This window comes from Spiroplasma eriocheiris, from assembly GCF_001029265.1.
GTDB lineage: Bacteria > Bacillota_I > Bacilli_A > Mycoplasmatales > Mycoplasmataceae > Spiroplasma > Spiroplasma eriocheiris.
On sequence record NZ_CP011856.1, the window covers coordinates 334,338 to 353,682 of the forward strand.

22 protein-coding genes are annotated in these 19,345 nt (G+C 31.2%); 21 read left to right on the forward strand and 1 reads right to left on the reverse strand.

Annotation, left to right across the window (positions count from 1 at the left end; all coding sequences use genetic code 4):
• Positions 1–11 precede the first annotated feature (11 nt).
• The 21 genes from SERIO_RS01600 (at position 12) to SERIO_RS01700 (ending at position 19,013) form a co-directional block, all read left to right on the forward strand.
• Positions 12–923, forward strand: coding sequence for a LacI family DNA-binding transcriptional regulator (locus SERIO_RS01600; protein ID WP_047791170.1), 912 nt, complete (start codon positions 12–14; stop codon positions 921–923).
• 115 nt (positions 924–1,038) lie between these two features.
• Positions 1,039–1,302 carry an HPr family phosphocarrier protein gene (locus SERIO_RS01605; RefSeq protein WP_025317127.1) on the forward strand — a complete coding sequence of 88 codons (264 nt, stop codon included), beginning with the start codon at positions 1,039–1,041 and terminating at the stop codon, positions 1,300–1,302.
• A 134-nt stretch (positions 1,303–1,436) separates the two neighbouring features.
• The gene (gene tsaD / locus SERIO_RS01610) at positions 1,437–2,387 is read left to right on the forward strand and encodes a tRNA (adenosine(37)-N6)-threonylcarbamoyltransferase complex transferase subunit TsaD (RefSeq protein WP_047791171.1); all 951 of its coding nucleotides are present in this window, start codon (positions 1,437–1,439) and stop codon (positions 2,385–2,387) included.
• Between the two features lie 29 nt (positions 2,388–2,416).
• Entirely contained in the window at positions 2,417–3,229 is an 813-nt protein-coding gene (locus tag SERIO_RS01615) for a MurR/RpiR family transcriptional regulator (protein WP_047791172.1), read from the forward strand.
• 4 nt (positions 3,230–3,233) lie between these two features.
• The gene (locus SERIO_RS01620; RefSeq protein ID WP_236682167.1) at positions 3,234–4,076 is read left to right on the forward strand and encodes a MurR/RpiR family transcriptional regulator; all 843 of its coding nucleotides are present in this window, start codon (positions 3,234–3,236) and stop codon (positions 4,074–4,076) included.
• Positions 4,077–4,158: 82 nt separating this feature from the next.
• A complete protein-coding gene (gene deoD / locus SERIO_RS01625; protein WP_047791173.1) occupies positions 4,159–4,869 on the forward strand; it encodes a purine-nucleoside phosphorylase in 711 nt (236 codons plus the stop codon).
• A gap of 21 nt (positions 4,870–4,890) precedes the next feature.
• A complete protein-coding gene (gene asnS / locus SERIO_RS01630) occupies positions 4,891–6,258 on the forward strand; it encodes an asparagine--tRNA ligase (protein ID WP_047791174.1) in 1,368 nt (455 codons plus the stop codon).
• 127 nt (positions 6,259–6,385) lie between these two features.
• Positions 6,386–6,889 carry a lipoprotein gene (locus tag SERIO_RS01635; protein ID WP_047791175.1) on the forward strand — a complete coding sequence of 168 codons (504 nt, stop codon included), beginning with the start codon at positions 6,386–6,388 and terminating at the stop codon, positions 6,887–6,889.
• A 280-nt stretch (positions 6,890–7,169) separates the two neighbouring features.
• Positions 7,170–7,487 carry a helix-turn-helix domain-containing protein gene (locus SERIO_RS01640; protein WP_047791176.1) on the forward strand — a complete coding sequence of 106 codons (318 nt, stop codon included), beginning with the start codon at positions 7,170–7,172 and terminating at the stop codon, positions 7,485–7,487.
• 109 nt (positions 7,488–7,596) lie between these two features.
• On the forward strand, positions 7,597–8,085 hold the full coding sequence (locus tag SERIO_RS01645) for a hypothetical protein (RefSeq protein ID WP_236682168.1): 489 nt from the start codon (positions 7,597–7,599) through the stop codon (positions 8,083–8,085).
• The gene (locus SERIO_RS01650) at positions 8,085–8,555 is read left to right on the forward strand and encodes a hypothetical protein (RefSeq protein ID WP_047791177.1); all 471 of its coding nucleotides are present in this window, start codon (positions 8,085–8,087) and stop codon (positions 8,553–8,555) included. The genes SERIO_RS01645 and SERIO_RS01650 overlap by 1 nt, the downstream gene beginning before the upstream one ends.
• 24 nt (positions 8,556–8,579) lie before the next feature.
• Positions 8,580–9,083: a hypothetical protein gene (locus SERIO_RS01655; protein WP_047791178.1), complete on the forward strand. Its 504-nt coding sequence runs from the start codon at positions 8,580–8,582 to the stop codon at positions 9,081–9,083.
• Between the two features lie 19 nt (positions 9,084–9,102).
• Positions 9,103–9,963 (forward strand): Pr6Pr family membrane protein, encoded by an 861-nt coding sequence (locus SERIO_RS01660; protein ID WP_053040805.1) that lies wholly within the window; start codon positions 9,103–9,105, stop codon positions 9,961–9,963.
• Positions 9,964–10,266: 303 nt separating this feature from the next.
• Positions 10,267–11,625, forward strand: coding sequence for an FAD-dependent oxidoreductase (locus tag SERIO_RS01665; protein ID WP_047791179.1), 1,359 nt, complete (start codon positions 10,267–10,269; stop codon positions 11,623–11,625).
• Between the two features lie 3 nt (positions 11,626–11,628).
• On the forward strand, positions 11,629–12,618 hold the full coding sequence (lplA, locus tag SERIO_RS01670) for a lipoate--protein ligase (RefSeq protein WP_047791180.1): 990 nt from the start codon (positions 11,629–11,631) through the stop codon (positions 12,616–12,618).
• Positions 12,619–12,650: 32 nt separating this feature from the next.
• On the forward strand, positions 12,651–13,754 hold the full coding sequence (gene pdhA / locus SERIO_RS01675; RefSeq protein WP_047791181.1) for a pyruvate dehydrogenase (acetyl-transferring) E1 component subunit alpha: 1,104 nt from the start codon (positions 12,651–12,653) through the stop codon (positions 13,752–13,754).
• Positions 13,754–14,743, forward strand: a complete 990-nt coding sequence (locus SERIO_RS01680; protein WP_047791182.1) for an alpha-ketoacid dehydrogenase subunit beta — start codon at positions 13,754–13,756, stop codon at positions 14,741–14,743. Before pdhA ends, SERIO_RS01680 begins: the two co-directional genes overlap by 1 nt.
• Before the next feature lie 14 nt (positions 14,744–14,757).
• A complete protein-coding gene (locus SERIO_RS01685) occupies positions 14,758–16,047 on the forward strand; it encodes a dihydrolipoamide acetyltransferase family protein (RefSeq protein ID WP_047791183.1) in 1,290 nt (429 codons plus the stop codon).
• A gap of 15 nt (positions 16,048–16,062) precedes the next feature.
• Complete coding sequence (gene lpdA, locus SERIO_RS01690) at positions 16,063–17,448, forward strand: dihydrolipoyl dehydrogenase (RefSeq protein WP_047791184.1); 1,386 nt, start codon at positions 16,063–16,065, stop codon at positions 17,446–17,448.
• Positions 17,449–17,519: 71 nt separating this feature from the next.
• Positions 17,520–18,605, forward strand: coding sequence for a DUF3137 domain-containing protein (locus SERIO_RS01695; protein ID WP_047791185.1), 1,086 nt, complete (start codon positions 17,520–17,522; stop codon positions 18,603–18,605).
• 18 nt (positions 18,606–18,623) lie between these two features.
• Complete coding sequence (locus tag SERIO_RS01700; RefSeq protein ID WP_053040806.1) at positions 18,624–19,013, forward strand: hypothetical protein; 390 nt, start codon at positions 18,624–18,626, stop codon at positions 19,011–19,013.
• Positions 19,014–19,039: 26 nt separating this feature from the next.
• On the opposite strand, the gene SERIO_RS01705 is transcribed toward SERIO_RS01700, so the two are convergent.
• Positions 19,040–19,231 carry a hypothetical protein gene (locus tag SERIO_RS01705; protein WP_047791186.1) on the reverse strand — a complete coding sequence of 64 codons (192 nt, stop codon included), beginning with the start codon at positions 19,229–19,231 and terminating at the stop codon, positions 19,040–19,042.
• Between the last annotated feature and the right edge of the window lie 114 nt (positions 19,232–19,345).

Sequence of the window (19,345 nt, forward strand, 5' to 3'; positions counted from 1 at the left end):
GAGGTGGAGATATGAAAATCAAGAATTATAAGGAAATTGCCAAGATTGCTGGTTGTGGAGTAGGGACAGTATCACGCTACTTTTCGGGTGGTTCGATTTCGGCAGAAATGTATGAACGAATTGATGCGATTGTGCAACGGAGTAATTTTGTTCTTAAAAACCCTAAAAATATTGATAATATTGGAGTGATTACAACTAGTATTTTAGATTATAATACTAATCTTTTAATTGAAAAATTAGCAAAGAAATTATGAGCACAAAAATTATCTTTAAATATTATTTATTTTGATTATCAGCATCAACAGTTGCAAGATATTATTGAAACCTTTTTTCAGAAGAAAACTAAAAAAATTATTTTATTATTAAACAATCTTGATGAATTAAACCACGAAACTTTGCAGACAATTGAAAAATACCATCATAATTTAATTATTTATGGTCAAAAGTTGGCTAATCATAATTGTGTTTATTTAAACTATGAAAAAATGATGTATGATTTAACTTTACAATTAATTGCCAAATATCAGAATGTTTTATATGTTAGTACGGTGTTAGAAGATAAAAAAGAACTTTACCGGGGTTATTTTAAGGCTTGCCATGATTCAAAAATTGAGCCACGATACTTACATTTAAAAACAGCGAATTTTAACGAAGACCACCATTTGTTAGCCAATAGTATTGCTGATTACCAACTGAACGCGGTTATTTGTGTTGATGAATACAGTTATTTGCAAGCCCAGAGTTTACACCTTGCTAATTTAATGATTGCTAATTTATATTCTCCGGCCTTGCAAAAAGGATATTTGAAAGCTAATAGTTATATTAATATTAATTTTGAAAGTATTACTGATAATTTGGTACAATTATTAATTAATGGCAATTCAGAAAAGTTAGCAGTTGAAATTCAACACCAAATTTCCTAATTTACCAAGATAAACAGGTTAAATTATTTTGATTTTTAAAAATAAATTTAAAAAAAGTTAGGATTTGTATTAATTTTGATATAATAATTTTGTATATTTTGAAGGAGGAAATCAAATGGCATCATTTAAAGCTGTTATTATTGATCCTGTCGGAATGCACGCCCGCCCAGCAGCCCTAGTTGTTGGAGAAGCAAGTAAATATTCTTCAGACATTTCTATTAAAACTGCCGATAAAGAAGGAAATTTAAAATCAATCATGAACGTGATGGCCTTAGCAATTAAAACTGGAACTGAAGTTGAAATAATTGCCAACGGGAGCGATGCGGACAATGCTATTGCAGGTATTCAAAAAGTAATGAAAGATAACAAAGTTATCTAGTCTTAGAGATTCAATATACACATTAATGAATAACATATTTTAGTTATAAAATATGTTATTTTTTGTAATTTTTTTCCATAATTATGTTGTTTAATTTTCCGTTTAGGATATAATTAGAAGCGAGGTGTATTAGTATGTGGATTTTAGCGCTTGAAACAAGTTGTGACGAAACAAGTGTTGGGATTATTCATAACAATCAGGTGAAAACGAATGTTATATCATCACAAATCGCCGACCATCTTAAATATGGTGGGGTGGTTCCAGAATTGGCAGCAAGATTACATTTAAATAATCTAAACACTGTTTTATCTTCCGCATTCCTAGAAGCAAATATTAGTCCCTTTGACCTTGACTATATTGCTTATACAGAAAAGCCCGGCTTAATTGGTGCGCTTCATATTGGTAAAATAGCCGCTGAGACCTTAGGCAGTTATTTGGACATTCCAGTTATTAAAACAAACCATTTATATGGTCATATTTATGCTGGCGCAATTGACCACCAATTTAAGTTTCCCATGCTAGCAGTTTTAGTTAGCGGGGGGCATACTCAAATCGTGTATTTAAGAAAGCATTTAGATTTTGAAATCCTTGGTACAACATTAGATGATGCAATCGGTGAGTGTTATGATAAAGTAGCACGAATGCTCGGATTAAATTATCCTGGAGGACCAGTTATTGACAAACTTGCGCAACAAGGAAATCCAAATACTTATCGATTTCCCTTACCATTAGATGATGGAAGTTATAACTTTTCATTTAGTGGTTTGAAATCAGCTTGTTGAAATGTTATCAATAAAGCACACCAAAATCATCAAGAAATTAATTTAAATGATTTTTGTGCTTCATTTCAAAAAGTTTGTCTGGAAATAATAGTAAAGAAAACTATGAAAGCGATAAAAGAATATCACCCACAAATGTTAACGCTAGTCGGGGGAGTATCGGCCAATTCTGCCCTACGTGCGGCATTTAAAAGTTTAGCACGAGATGGTTTAGAAGTTATTATTCCTAAATTAGAATATTGTACTGACAATGGTGCAATGATTGCTCGTGTAGCTTATCAAATGGTTTTAAATAAAGAACGCTAAAAACAATTAATTTAAGGAGTGAACAAAGAATGGCGTCATTTTTATCGAAATTAGAAACTTTTGATTCTAAAAATTTTACAAAGAAAGAAAATGAAATTATTAAATTTATCAAAGAAAATATGAAAGAAGTAACAACCATGAATATTGAACTATTAGCCCAAAAAGTAAACACCGGGTATAGTGCTATTTATGGGTTATTGAAAAAAATGCAAATTAGAGGTTATCGTGACTTTTTAATCTCAGTTGCTAGTGATGTTGAAATTAAGTCATTAGACTTTGAAAATATGGAAAGTCTAATGAAAAAAAATTACTTTGATATTATTAACCAAAATGACAGTATGATTAAAACTGAACTAGTGGAAAAAACATTAGAAGCAATTAAAGGAGCATACCGTATTTTTGTGATTGGAATGGGTTCGACTAATGCCTTATCAAGAACATTAGCGTTAGAATTATACCGTTTTGGTTTCAATGCCTTTGACTTGGATGAAAGTGAAGAAGACTTATTAATTAGAACTAAATTTATGACTAAGAATGATTTAATTATTGCTTATTCATTATTTGGGGACAACGAATCAATTAATAAAGCGTTACAAGTCGCCAAAGAAAAAGGAGTGAAGATTATTGCCATTTCGGGAAAAGATATGTCAAAAGCAGTTAAACTAGCTGATTGAGCCCATATTATTTCAACTCCGAACCAAAGAGCGAATGATCATCGTATTTATGTAAATAAACTATTACCTTGAATGTACTTTACTGATGATTTAATCAATAAAGTATGAGAATCAGATATCGTTGATCGCGATTTTGTATTATCACAACAAGCTAACCAATGGGATTAAAAGTATGATGGACAACAATAACAATATTTCAATCTTATCGAAATTATCGATGATACAAGAAAATTTAACGAAGAAAGAAGCAAGGGTAGTTGATTATATTCGCGAAAATGTTAATAGTCTGCGTGATATTAAAATTGAAGATTTAGCGAAAGCAACCGGAATTGGTTATTCACCAATTTATTCTTTAATTAGTAAACTAGGATTCTCGGGTTATCGGAATTTTATTATCGCCTTAGGAGCTGAACAAGAACATTTAAACAGCAGTAATTTAAAATTTGAGGCAACGGAAGATATTTATAATTATTATTTAGATGTCATCCAACGTAATAACCAAATTTTTGATAAGGATAAAATGTTAGCAACCGTTAATCTTTTAAAGAAAGCCCGTAATATTTATATTGCGGGAATTGGAAATATGGGGTTAGCTACTAAAGAATTATCAAACCGCTTATTCCGTTTTGGTTTTATGTGTAATGTTTTAAATGAAGATGAAGACAGTATTAAAATGCGTGCAAGCTTATTGCATGAAAATGACCTGTTAATTTGTATGAGTTTATTGGGGCAAACTGCCTCTGTTATTGAAGCGGCTAAAGAAGCCAAAGATAACAAAGCAAGTGTGGTGGCCATTACTTCAAAAAGTAATTCGGAATTATCTAAGTATGCGGATATTACCCATTTAATCATATCTTCCGCTTTATATGAAAAAAGTGAGATTTTCTTATCAACTCTTTTACCACTAATTTATTGGAATGATAATTTAGTACAGTTATTGTTATCAACAGACAAGGACCGTGAATATTTAGATATTCGGTTAAAAACTAATAAAATCATTAAAAAATATCGTTAATTCAACGGAATTTATATTCCGTTTTTAATTTTTATAGTAAAATATTTATAATTACGTAGTTAGAGAAAGAAGGATAACATTTATGACACCACATATTAAAGCAAAAAAAGAAGAAATTGCCCCTGTTGTTTTAATGCCTGGGGACCCTTTACGTGCAAAATATATTGCGGAAAATTTCTTAGACAATTATAAGTTAGTTAATGAAGTACGAAACATGTTTATGTATACTGGCGAATACAAAGGCAAAAAAATTACCATTGCCGGAAGTGGAATGGGTTGTCCCAGCATTGGAATTTATTCATATGAATTATTTAAATTTTATGATGTCGACACAATTATTAGAATTGGGTCAGCAGGAAGCTATGATCTCAATGTTAAGATTTATGATTTGGTTAACGCTTCAAAAGTATACGGTGAAAACTCATACGCTAAAATTGTTGCTGATATTGATGAACAAGTGCTTACTGCTCCTGGGAAAGTTTACGAAGTAATTAATGCAACTGCGCAAGAAATCAACCAACCGGTAGTTACGGGAACTATTCACTCTTCGGATGTCTTCTATCGTAAACATCCCGATGATTGAAAAAAAATTCATGACCAATACCAAGCAGTTTGTGTAGAAATGGAATCATTTGCCTTATTTGCCAATGCTATTGAGCTAAAGAAAAATGCTGCTTGTTTATTAACAATTTCTGATTCATTAGTAACCGGAGAAAGTACAAGTCCGGAAGAACGCCAAACTAATTTTGTAAAAATGATGAAGCTAGCATTGGAAAGTGCTATTAAATTATAAAATATTAAAAGGAGTAGGAAAATGGAAATCGTTTTTGACTTATACCAAGATAAAATTAAAGACCAAACTAAAATTGAAGTTTTAGGATGAGTAAGATCAAATCGAAATAATGGGAAATTAGGGTTTTTAGTTATTAATGATGGGACTTGTTTTGATGACTTACAAGTTGTTTATAAAAAGGAAACCATTAGTAATTTTGATGAAATTGCGAGTGTGCGCTTATCTTCTGCCATAAAAATAAGCGGAATTTTTACCTTAACGCCAACTGCTAAGCAACCATTTGAATTGCAAGCAACGGCTATTGAAGTGTTAGACTTAGCAGATGAAAATTACCCCTTACAAAAAAAAGAACATACCCATGAATATTTAAGAGAAATTGCCCATTTGCGGGCAAAAACAAAAACCTTTAATGCTGTTTTTCGGATTCGCAGTAGTGCTGCTTTTGCCATCCATGAGTATTTTAACCGTCAGAACTTTGTGTATGTCAACACCCCAATTATTACGGGGAACGATGCAGAAGGAGCTGGGGAATCATTTATCGTGACAGTTCGTGATGATAACAAATATCACGAAGATTTCTTTGGTAAAAAAGCAAGTTTAACAGTTTCGGGACAGTTACATGCGGAAGGTTTTGCCCAAGCCTTCCGGAGTGTTTATACATTTGGACCAACTTTTCGGGCTGAAAACTCAAATACAACCCGCCATGCTGCTGAGTTTTGAATGATTGAACCAGAAGTTGCCTTTAGTGATTTAAATGATATTATGAAGCTTGCCCAAGGAATGGTAAAGCATGTTATTAAATACTTATTTGATCATAACCATTCGGAACTAAGCTTTTTAACAGCTAATGTTGATGCTGAATTATTAACAAGATTACAAAATGTTTATGAAAGTGAGTTTGCCCAAACTTCATATACGACAGCGATTGATTTATTATTAGCGGCTGTTAAAAATGGTCAGCAGTTTATTAATAATGATATTTTTTGAGGAATGGATTTACAAACTGAACATGAACGTTATCTTTGTGAAGTTATCAATAAAAAACCAACATTTTTAATTGATTATCCAAAAGATATCAAAGCTTTTTATATGAAAATTAACGATGATAACAAAACAGTTGCTGCTTGTGATTTATTAGTTCCCGGAATTGGTGAGCTAGTTGGGGGTAGTCAGCGGGAAAATGATTATCAAAAAATTGTTAATCGTTGTTTAGAAATGAAGATTCCCACTCCTGATTTACAATGGTATTTAGATTTGCGTAAATACGGATACTATAAAAGTTCTGGTTTTGGATTAGGATTTGAAAGATTAGTAATGTATGTAACCGGAATGACCAATATTCGTGATGTGATTGCCTTTCCAAGAACACCAAAAAATTTATTATTTTAAAAGTTTCATTATTATTAGAAACTTTTTTTATTTTTTAACAAAAAAAATTTTAAAAAAAGATAATTGTTTACTAATAATTTTAATGTTTTAATAAAATTATTACTTTAAATATAGAAAGGATCTTCTAATGAAAAAATTATTTACATTATTAGGGGCCATTACTTTATCAGGAGTTAGCACAAGTTCATTAGTTGCTTGTAATCATTCCACAAAAAGTGACATTAATAAGACATACGCTCAGGCAATTTATATTTCATTCTTTTTTGTCCCTAGTTCAGAAGGACAAACAAAATTAGTTACTAAATTAGGACAAATTCCAGTTGATATGACGCAACAAATTGCCAAAGAAGCTGATTTAATTCAATTAAAAGATTTTAATATTGATCAGGTTGCCCAAATTGTCAATGCTGATCTTGCTCATTTAGCTGAGGTTTTAAAAATTATGAATGATAAAACTTTCTATGACTTTAGTGGTGTTACTTTGACAACAACCGGCGCCAATTATTTTATTCATCAGAACAATGAAGTAAAATGAGAAGTTAATCTTACTTTAACACATCAAGTTGCTAGTTCAAGTTATGTTACTGAAATCCACTCAAAAGGTTATTTTCCGGCGACTCTTAATAAATAGGAATTGGGTAATAATAAATATCGATTGCAAAAACCATTTTTAACTATATCATTGCTAATCTTGGTTAGTTAATATTGGTTTTTTATATTGTGAAATAATTCGCTGCTTCAACAGTCTAATGTAAGAAAATTCATTTTGTAAACTGTTTATTTTAATAATTTTTAATTTCATTAATACAAAATTTTACATTTAGATAAATTTTTTTATGATAAAATACTTGTGCATATTAATATAAAAAATTAAAACTTGCTAATTGATTAAAAGATTAGGAGGAGTTAATTTGAATGGTGTTATTAAAATGCTAAGAATACATCGGGGTTGAACCCAACGGGAATTAGCCCAAAAAACTGGAGTTCAGCAATCAACAATTTGCCGAATTGAAGCAGATTGTTCTTCAACTAGTTGAAATAAAATTTTACGAATTTTAGTTGCTTTAAAAGTAGATATTAATAAGTTTTATCAAAAAATCCAACGTTATAATGTAGCTAAAATTCATGACTTTTTAACATATCTAATTAATAATTCAACAGTCCGGTTAAAAATTATTAAAGACCCTAAACTAGTTGCCGAAAAACTTATTCAGATGTTGCTTGACTAATGATTAGTTAAGTAGCATCTTTTTGTTTGCGTTGCCAATATTTTTCATTCTGGGTGGAAAATGTTATAATTATAAAGATCAAAGATAAGAGAGAGGGGTTAAAACGGGAATGATGGTGTGAGATTATTATTTTATTTTTGATAGTAACGGGATTGACCAAACTTTGCGTTGTATTTGTAAATCAGAAAAAGATGCTGTTGAGGCATTACAAGACTGTTATTTAGATAATAAATATAATGAGGATGTTATTAAGCAAATTTCTTTTTGTTTAGTTTTTAGTTACGATAGTACCACTGAAACCTATGAGTTTAATAAAAGAGAAACCCAGAGTTTTATTGATAATTTACCATTGTGTAAACAATGTAACCGGATTCGGAATAAATTAAACAACGAAGGAATTTGTTCGGAATGTGAAAATGAATTAATAGGGTTAGAGACATTTAAATGTGATTTATGTAAAAAACGAAGAATTACCCGCGATGATTTTGATCGAGAATTATTTGGAAAACTAATTCTGGAAAATAAAACTTATACAATTTGTTTTAAATGTGCGGAAGAAAATTATAAGCCATTTAAAAAAGAAAGGGCGGTTAAATAATGAATACCCAAAAAAATTTATACATTATTTATTATGTAGAAGACCCAACCCAACCACGTGGTGCAAAAATTGTAAAAGTATTTACGAGTCCCGAAGAAGCCCAAAAATATTTATTAACCAAAGTAACTGTGAATGGGAAAAAGGTTAATAAAGATGATAAATGAATTATTCAGGTTTATTCTTATGTTGGTTCAAATGATCGCTATGAATTTTCAAAATGAGAAACCGGCCAGTTTAAAGGAACAATTGGAATTTGTACACACTGTCATGAGTATTTCTTAAGAGAAAATAATCAAAATATGTGTGCTGATTGTTTCAACTTTGTAAACCAAGGCTTAAAAGAATGCGATGTTTGTCACCAGTTTTTTAACCCAATTGGAACAAAATTTACTTCAAATGGTGATGTCTTTCCATCTCTTGCTTGCATAAATTGTTCAGAGCTTTTATTAAAAAATTTAAAAGTGAAATAATTATTTTAAAAAAGAGGGACTATTTTGCAAAATATTGTAATTAAACAACAAGATATTGTGATGGCAAATCACTTAGATAAATTTAATCACTGATCACGACATCCTTTTATTATTCTGGGGACTTATCAAAATTATGCGTTGGGTTTACAGTTTACATCGGTCAAAAAATTACGGGGCAAAGCCATTGGCTATTTTGACCATATGACTCTTAATAACATGTATGATAATGAATGCTATCATAGTGAGACAAAAAGTTTTGATGAACTTTGAGATGATTTTTTTAAAAAAGAGGAAAAGTTTGAAACAATCGATCTTGATGATGATGATGGATTTGAGTATTGATCACGAGCAAGTTTAAATGATTTATATTTGTTTAATTTAAATGATATTTTAATTTATGATTTTGATATCAAAAGTTGTGTAATTGATAGTAAGTTTGAAGAAATTATGATGAAGTTAAAAAAATATCAATGGGAGAATGATGTTATTAATACAATTGTTAATGATAATAATCGTCATTTAAAATAAATGAACGGAGGCTGATAAAATGTTAAAATGAAATGATAAAATTCTTTTTTATATCCGCTTAGGGGGATTAATTTTAATAACTTCTTTTTTAGTAACGGACTTAATTTTAGCAATTACCCATCCCCAACCACAATTTAAAGATTTAAATTATTCAGAAAGGGTATCAAATTATTATTCTTTTTTTACAACCCAAACTAACTATATTGTAGCGGTTTACTTTTTTGCTTATTTATTCGAAAGTAAATTTAAACATAAAAAACCAAGCTATTTAATTAAATTGGCAGTTACGACTTATATTACGGTGACAATGCTTGTGTTTTGATTTGGAATTATTACGAAAGCCCAGGATTCTAATCAATATGATGCATACCATTGAGTATCAACAGTTATTTTACATTTAATTATTCCAAGCAGTATGATTACTAGTTATGTTTTAACTTCGGGAGATATTATTTATCATCTTAAAACACACCACAAGTTATACTTATGATTAATATTATTATATCCGTTCTTATATTTCCTAATTATTTCGGTGCGGGGAAGTTTACGTTATTATAGTGGCCGTCCGGTGGGCACTTGGTACCCATATTTCTTTTTAAATGTATATCAACATTTAGGGTGATTAATTATGATATTTTCGGTATTATTAATTATTGGTTTGTTTGTGGGATTACAATATTTGTATATTTATATTAATAATTTATTATATATTAAATATAAAGGTCAAACTTTGAATAAAACAGTAAATGAAAAAATCTTTGGGATTAAAGAAAATTCTGTTTCTAATTCTTCACCAATTATTAGTTTTGAACCAGAAATTGCTGGGAAAGATGATAATAGTTTCTTTTCCCCACCATCCAATCCTGAAAATGAGTATTAATTTTCTAAAATATTAAAAATATTTAGTATTAATTTTTATGTCAACCATTTTTTCGTAAAAATAAGACAAAATTAATAAAAATTGGTAAAAATTGCCAATTTTTTTTATTTTTTATAACTATTTAGTATTATTTTTGATTTTTTTATTTTTTCAAGGTATATAATGAAATTACGATATGATTTACAATACTATGAATAAAATCTATTGCTGATTTTTTTATGCAAGTTTATTCTGTTAGTTATATCGAACGAATAAAAAATACTAAAACTTTGTAATGATAAATAAGGAGGAGACATACAGAATATGAAAGTTATAGTAGTAGGAACCAACCATGCAGGAACAACTGCAGTTAGAACATTAAGAAGATTGGACCCATCAGCAGAAATTGTTACTTATGATAAAAACAATAACGTATCATTTTTAGGATGTGGAATTGCTTTATGAGTTAAGGGTGAAGTACAAGATCCCCAAGGATTATTTTATGCTTCCCCAGAAATATTAGAAAGCGAAGGAATTAAAGTTAATATGGAACATGAAGTTCTTAATATTGACAATAAAAAGAAAACAATCCATGTTAAAGATTTAAAAACGGGTAAAGAATTTGATGATAATTATGACCGTTTAATTTTGGCAATTGGATCATGGCCAATTATTCCCCCAATTGAAGGAATTACCATGGAAGGAGTTCACATTGTTAAATGATACCAACACGGAGCATTAGTTAAAAAAGCTAATGAAGATCCAAACATCAAAAATGTGGTAGTTTGTGGAGCTGGATACATTGGTGTTGAATTAGTTGATGCTTTCCACGCCAAAGGTAAAAATGTTACTTTAGTCGATATTTCTGATCGTATTATGCCAAGATATTATGATAAACCATTTACTGACCGTGTTGAAAATGCGATGAAAGCAGCCGGAGTGCATTTAGCAACTGGTGAAAAGGTTATGAAATTTGAAGGTGAAAATAATAAAGTAACAAAAGTTGTAACCGATAAAGGAAGTCATGCTGCTGATATGGTTATTTGAGCAGTTGGATTTAAACCAGCTACTGAAATGTTAGCGGGAGTTGTTGACTTAGATAATAATAAGGCAATTATGGTTAATGAATTTATGCAAACTTCCGATGAAAATATTTTTGCCGTTGGTGACTGTATTGAAGTTTATGACAATGCTAAACAACGCCCTTGCTATATTGCGTTAGCAACAAACGCGGTGCGAACAGGAATTATTGCGGCGGTTAATGCTTTAAAACCAGCCGGATTAGCTTCACCAGGATTCCAAGGGTCAAATGCGATTAATGTTTTTGACTGATGTTTAGCATCAACGGGAGTTACTGAAACAGTTGCCAAAGAATTAGGAATGGATTATGAACAAATTACTTTTGAGGATAATGACCGTCCAGAATTTATGCATTCATATAAAAAAGTCCTAATTAAAATCTTATGAGATAAAAAAACAAGAAAAATTATTGGAGCACAAGTAGGTTCTGAAAATAACCATACTGAAGTTATGTATATGTTTTCATTAGCAATTATGAAAGGGGTTACAATTGATGAATTACCATTAATTGATATCTTCTTCTTACCACACTTCAATAAACCATATAACTTTATTACACTACCTGCCCTAGAAGTCTTGGGATTAAATTACTTTAAAAAATAGGTAATGATATACTTTAATAATCCCTCAACTGATGTCTATTTCAATCTTGCTTTAGATGAATACCTCTTGAAACATGATTTTGGGGATGAGATTTTCTATCTTTGACAAAATAACAATACTGTTGTTGTTGGTAAAAACCAAAATACGTTAGAAGAGATTAATCTTAAAGCAGTTGAAGAAGATCAGGTTAATATTATTCGAAGATCTTCTGGCGGGGGTGCTGTTTATCAAGATAAAGGAAACTTATGTTTTTCCTTTATTGTTGATAAAAATAGTCCACTAGCAAAAAATTATCAAACAATTTTACAACCTATTATTGAAGTATTACAAAAGTTAGGATTATCAGCAAAATTTGCGGGTAAAAATGATATTGAAATTGATGGCAAAAAAATATCGGGTAACGCCCAATTAACCTATCAAAATCGTTTGTTGCATCATGGCACAATTTTATTTGATGTTGATTTAGCAAAATTACCAAAATATTTAAATGTTGATCAAAGTAAAATTATTTCGAAAGGAATTAAATCAATCCCTGCCCGTGTTACTAATATTCGTCCATTATTAAAAATAGATATTACAATTGAACAATTTCGTGATTTTATTATTCAACAATTAGTTTCCGACAAGGGAGCACAAGTATTAGATTTACCAGCTCAGGTAATTGCTGAAGTAAATAAATTAGCTGATGAAAAATACCGGACATGGGATTGAAACTATGGAAATTCACCAGAGTTTACTTATCAACACAAAATTCGTTATGAAGGTAAAGGAACGGTTGATGTACGGTTAAATGTTGAACAAGGTAAAATTACAAAAATTAAAATCTTTGGTGATTTTTTAGGTTCCCACGGAACTGAACAATTAGAAGCAGCGTTAATAAATTGTAAATATACGCGTGCGGATATTAAAAATGTTTTAGAACAATTTGATATTCAAGCAATTTTTGGACAAAACTTTACAACTGATGAAATTATTGATGTTGTAATTAATTAAATTACTTAAGTTAAAAGGAGGCAAAAGAAAAAATGTACTTTGATAAGTTTGATTCATTGAAAAATGAAATGGTTCAAATTATGGATAAAACTGGGAAAATTATTAATCCTGATTTAATGCCCAAAATCAAGGATAAAGACGTTGTTGAAGCTTACAAACTAATGTGTTTATCAAGAAAACAAGATGAATTTCAAAATAAAATTCAACGTCAAGGAAAAATGTTATCATTTTTAAGTTCAACTGGCCAAGAAGCTTCAGAAGTTGCTTATGCAATGCAATTAATTAAAGGTAAAGATTGATTTTCTCCAGCTTATCGGAACAATGCTGCTTGATTAGCAGCGGGAATTCCAATGCGTAACATTATGTTATATTGGTGTGGAAATGAATTGGGAGCAAAAACTCCAGAGGGAATTAATGTGTTGCCAGTTAATATTCCAATTGCGACCCAATATTCACATGCAACTGGTCTAGCCTTTGCGGAAAAATATAAGGGAACTGATGCAGTTGTAATTACAACAACTGGTGATGGTGGTTCTTCGGAAGGTGAATTCTACGAAGCTATGAACTTTGGAAAACTCCATGAAGTGCCAGCTATTTATATTGTCGAAAATAACCAATATGCGATTTCGACTCCGCGTAAAAAAGCAACTAAAGCAATTAACTTTGCAGTAAAAGCAATTGGGGTTGGAATTCGAAATGTCATTGTCGATGGTAATGACTTCTTTGCCGTATACGGAGCTGTGCAAGAAGCAATTGCGCTTGCGCGAAAAGGGGAAGGTCCATCATTTATTGAATGTAATACTTACCGTTTAGGGGCCCATTCTTCGGCGGATGATCCAAAAGTTTATCGTGATGAAGAACAATACCAAGATGCTTTAACCAAAGATCCGCTAATAAGAATGAAAGCATATTTAATTGGTAAAAAATTATGATCAGAACAAGATCAAGAAAAACTAGATAAAGAACAAGAGGAGTTTATTAAAAATGAATTTGCTTGAGTTGAACAAAATAATGTTGTTGAACTAGAAGACATTTTTAAATATACTTATGCAGAAATGCCAGAATTCTTACAAGAACAATATGAAGAAGCAAAAGCATACTTTGCTGCGCACCCAAGTAAAGGAGGACACCACTAATGGCTACTTTTAATAATATTCAAGCGTTAACACATGCTTTAGACTTAGCAATGGAAAAACACCAAAATGTTGTTATTTATGGTGAAGATGCCGGGTTTGAAGGTGGGGTCTTTCGTGCCACAATGGGCTTACAAGCAAAATATGGTGAAAAACGTTGTTTTGATGCGCCAATCGCGGAAGCGACTTTAGCAGGAAGTGCTGTTGGAATGGCTATTAATGGGTTATTACCGGTTGTTGAAATGCAATTTGAAGGATTTTCTTATCCCGCAATTCAACAATTATTTACTCATATTGCTCGTATGCGCAACCGTAGTCGTGGTCGTTTTACTTGTCCGTTAGTTATTAGAATGCCAATGGGTGGGGGAATCCGTGCGCTAGAACACCACTCTGAAGCAATGGAAGCAATGTTTGCTCATAACCCCGGGTTAAAAGTTATTATTCCTTCCACTCCTTTTGATACAAAAGGATTATTATTAGCAGCAATTGAATCACCAGACCCCGTAATTTTCTTAGAACCAACAAAAATTTATCGGGCATTTAAACAAGAAATTCCAGATGAATATTATACTTTACCAATTGGGGAAGGATATAAAATTCAAGAGGGAACTGATTTGACAATTGTTACTTATGGAACCCAAACAGTTGATTGTCAAAAAGCAATTGAAGAATTAAAAGCTGCTGGTGATCAGACAAGCATTGAGTTAATTGATTTACGAACAATTCAACCATGAGATCGCCAAATGGTTATTGAATCAGTTAAAAAAACAGGGCGCTTATTAGTTGTTCACGAAGCTGTCCGCTCATTTAGTGTGGCCGCTGAAATTATTGCAACAGTTAATGAAAAATGTTTTGAATACTTAGAAGCACCATGTGCTAGATTAACTGGTTATGATATTGTGATTCCGTTTGACCGTGGTGAGCATTATTATCAACCATCAGTGGAAAAAATTGTTACAAAAGTTAAAGAAATTATGACTTATGAAATTTAAAGGAGGAATTTTGGATGTTAAAATTTAAATTTGCCGATATTGGTGAAGGACTAACCGAAGGAGTAGTTGGTGAAATCAATGTTCAAGTTGGCGACAAAATTAAAGATGGTCAAACAATGTTTTCCGTGGAAACCGATAAAGTAAATGCTGAAATTCCTTCCCCAGTTGATGGAACCATTACAAAAATTAACATGAAAGTTGGCGATACAATTTTTGTGGGGGATGTTGTGATTGAAATTGATGACGGAAGCGGTGATAGTGCTAGTCCATCGTCAGCACCGCCAGCAGATACAAAACCAGCTGAAGAAGAAAAAGCAGCCGGGGTGGTTGGAGCAGTTCCAATTTCAAATACTGTGATTGCTGCTCGTTCGTTACCGGCAACTAATAATAGTCAAACTGTTAATAGTAAAGTATTAGCAACTCCTGTTGCCCGCCGAATGGCGAGTGACTTAAAAGTTGATTTGACTAAAATTCAGGGAACCGGACCAAACGGCCGAATTAAAAAAAGTGATATTCAAAATGCGAGTCACCATAGTGGAGGACCGGTTGCCACGGGACCAACAATGATGGCATCAAATATTACAATGCCAAATATTAAAACAACTGGCCAAGTTAACCGGGTACCAATGAGTCCAATTAGAAAAGCAATTGCTAAACAAATGACATTATCAAAAACAGTAATTCCGGAAACAACATTAATCAAAAATGTTGATGTTACGAAATTAATTGAATTACGTAGTCAATTAAAACCACAAGCTGAAAAACAAGGCATCAAGTTAACCTTTATGCCATTCTTCATTAAAGCTTGTGCAATTGCCTTACAAGAATTTGCAATGCTAAATTCTTCTTATGATCAACAAACAGAAGAAGTAGTTTATAAACAATATTATAATATTGGAATGGCTGTTGATACCCCTCGCGGATTAATGGTACCTGTTATCAAAGGGGCCGACCAGTTACATATTTTACAAATTGCCCATGCTGTTAATGATTTAGCTGAACGTACCCGTGATGGTAAGCTTAAAATGGATGAAATGAGCGATGGAACCTTTACAATTACTAACTTTGGATCCGCTGGTGTTGAAATTGCGACCCCTGTTATTAACTACCCCGAAGCCGCAATTTTAGGAGTTGGAACAATTGAAAAAAAACCAACTGTTGATAAAGAAAACAATATTGTCATAAAATCAATTTTACCATTATCATTATCAATTGATCACCGTTTAATTGATGGTGCTGATGGGGGACGATTCTTAATGCGTTTAAACGAATTATTAGAATCCCCAGCTTTATTGTTATTATAGTAAGGAGCTTAAAAAATGGATAATAAATTTGATATAATTATTGTTGGTGCTGGCCCGGGAGGTTATGTATGTGCGATTAAAGCATCCCAAGAAGGATTAAAAACTTTAATTGTTGAAAAAGAATACTACGGGGGAGTTTGTTTGAATGTCGGATGTATTCCGACCAAAGCCCTTTTAAAAGGGGCAAAGGTTTATGATATGATTCAACATGCGGATATGTATGGAATTGATATTAAAAACTTAACTGATGTTGCGCCCAACTGAGTTAAAATGCAAGAACGAAAAGCCAAAGTTGTTGACCAGTTAACAAAAGGGGTTGAATACTTATTGAAAAAAAATAAGGTTACCTTAGTTAAAGGGGAAGCAAAGGCGTTGGATAAAAATACAATTGAAGTGGATGGGAACAAATATACTTGTGATAATTTAATTATTGCAACAGGAAGTGTTTCTAGAAGTTTACCACTTCCAGGTTTTGATAAGGCAACTGCTGATGGTTTTGTGATTAGTTCAACTGAAGCATTATCATTACCCCAAATTCCGAAAAAATTAGCCGTAATTGGGGGTGGAGTTATTGGAGTTGAATTTGCTTGTCTATATCGTCGGTTAGGAACCGAAGTAACTATTTTACAAGGTCTAGATACAATTTTAGAAATGTTAGATAAAGATGTTCGCGAAGAAATGACTAAGCTATTAATTAAAAACAAAGTTAAAATTGAAACTAGTGTTAAAATTAAAGAGATTAAAGGGAAAACAATCATTTATAATAACAAGGATGGCCAAGAAGTTAAGTTAGCAACTGATTATTGTTTAGTATCAGTTGGTCGGGTTCCTGTGTTAACCGGATTTGAAAACATTGGTTTAAAAATTGGTGAACGTAAAAATATTGAAATAAATGACCAATGTCAAACTAATCTCTCTGGTGTTTATGCAATTGGGGATGTTGTTGGGAAAGCAATGCTAGCCCATGTTGCTTCGGCACAAGGAATTGTTGCAATCAATAATATTAAGGGTTATCAAGATAAAATTGAATACAATAAAATTCCATCATGTATTTATTCACACCCTGAAGTAGCAATGGTTGGTTTAACTGAAGAACAAGCAATTAAACAAAATATTCAGTATAAAGCTTTTAAATTTCCTTTAAAAGCAAACGGAAAAGCGCTTGCGGATGGTGAAACAGATGGTTTTGTTAAAATTCTTTGTGAACCTAAATATGGTGAAATTTTAGGAGCTCATATCATTTGTGCAACAGCAACGGATATGATTTCTGAAATTACCTTATGTATGGAAATTGAAGGAACAATTTATGATTTGGCAAAAGCCGTTCATCCTCACCCAACGTTATCCGAAATTATTATGGAAGTTGCTCATGGTCTTGAGGGTCACCCAATTGGGATTTAATAGAGAATTTTAAAAATTCTCTTTTTTAAATCTTTTAATTTCGTTATAATACCTATAAAGGTGGGCATTATATGAACATAACTAATAAGACCAAAGATTATATTAAACAAGACCTTAATCATTTAGTGGCAACAACTTTTCCTAATCAAAAAATAAAACCACGGTTTGCCAAAAGTTTTTACTATGTTCTGGGATGGTTATTATTAGCAATTTGAATTATCGGAGTAGTAGTTAGTGCGATTATTTTAAGTGCTCTGAACAAAATTAATAGTTGGACAACACCAATTATTATTTATTTTATAACCGGATTTTTATTTATTGGGGCAAGTATTTTCTTATTTAGTTTTTATCGCAGAAATAAAAATTATTTAATGAATATTATGAATCAGCTTAATTGGTTAAAATACTATGAATTTGCTTTTAAACATGATTATAATCCTGAAGTTACTTTTAATAATATGAAACCCAGTTTTGATTTAAAACCAATTCCATCCGCTCCCCAATTGCAACGAAATAAAACAGTCTTTCATACTATGGCTGAAAGTGTGGCCTTTACTAATCCACGAGTTTTTAACCGCAATGATGATTTAGTTTTTAATTTAGAACTTAAAAACCACTTATTATCATTGGGAACATTAACCCAAGAACGTGACGCCTTAGCGCTTGATGTTGCTGCCGCCGTGGCAACCCGGATGGTGGCTGATTTTAATAAACAAGATTGTTTTATGTATTTAACTTACCAATTAGTAAAAGAAACCGGAGTTAATGGTCGGGTTATCCCTAACCAAGGAAAATTAGAGCAATATTTATCTCGGCATAAAAATGATCAGTTAGAATCTAGTGAATTTGAAAAAATCTTTGATGTTTATAGTAATGATCCAGTGTTGGTACGGAAACTATTAACACCAAAAGTAATGGTTAACTTAATTGATTTAGCCAATAAATATCATCGTTTAGTTCCGATGATTATTGAAAATAACGAAATAACCTTATTACTATCGGAAAATGCTATTAATAATAAACTAGGTTTAACTAAGATTAATTATGCCGATGATTTAGATAAGATTGCTAAAAATATTAGTGATAAGATTGCAACTGATTTTTTTACTTTAAATTATGGGTTAGAATGACTAGCAGCTTATGGTCTGGTTGATTAAGAGAAAGGAAGAATAAAAATGGCAATTGAAATTAATGTTTTAAAAATTGATTATTTACAAATTTTATTTTCTGATTTAAATGAACAATATTTAACCCAACCAATTGAGGAAGATTTAATGTTATATGATGGTGATCTGCAAGTAGAAAATTTTCGAATGAATTATCAAAATTCTTATGTCGAAAATGACTGAGCTTCTTTTAAACTGAAAATTACTGCGCAAGAACTCTTAAATAAATTTATTATGATAGCGCAACATTTAAATTTTCATAAAACACCAAAGATTAAAGTGATTTGTAAATTAAAACCCCATCAGAAAGCAATTATTTCTTGCATAGCAAGTGTTAGCTGTATTAATCCTGACCATCCAGTTGCGGATAACCTGGCGATTAATATATTAAAGGGATAAGAAAAGACAAACAAATGTTTGTCTTTTTAAATTCCCCGTTTAATAAATTCCCCGTTAATAACTCGAAGTTCATTTTCAATAGTTTTTAATTTTAAATTTTCTGCCACACTCCGATTTTTTTTACTTTGTAATGTTTGGAACTCTTTATTTTTATCATTTAATGCTTTAATTAAATCACTTGTTGATAATTTTTCAATTTTACTAACATCAATTGCCATATTCTCACATCCTTTAATAATTTTATTATACTAAGATATTGTGTAATAATGTTATAAAATTAAATAATTGTGGTCGGTAATATTTTGGAACTCCTTAAAATTTAGGATTTTAAA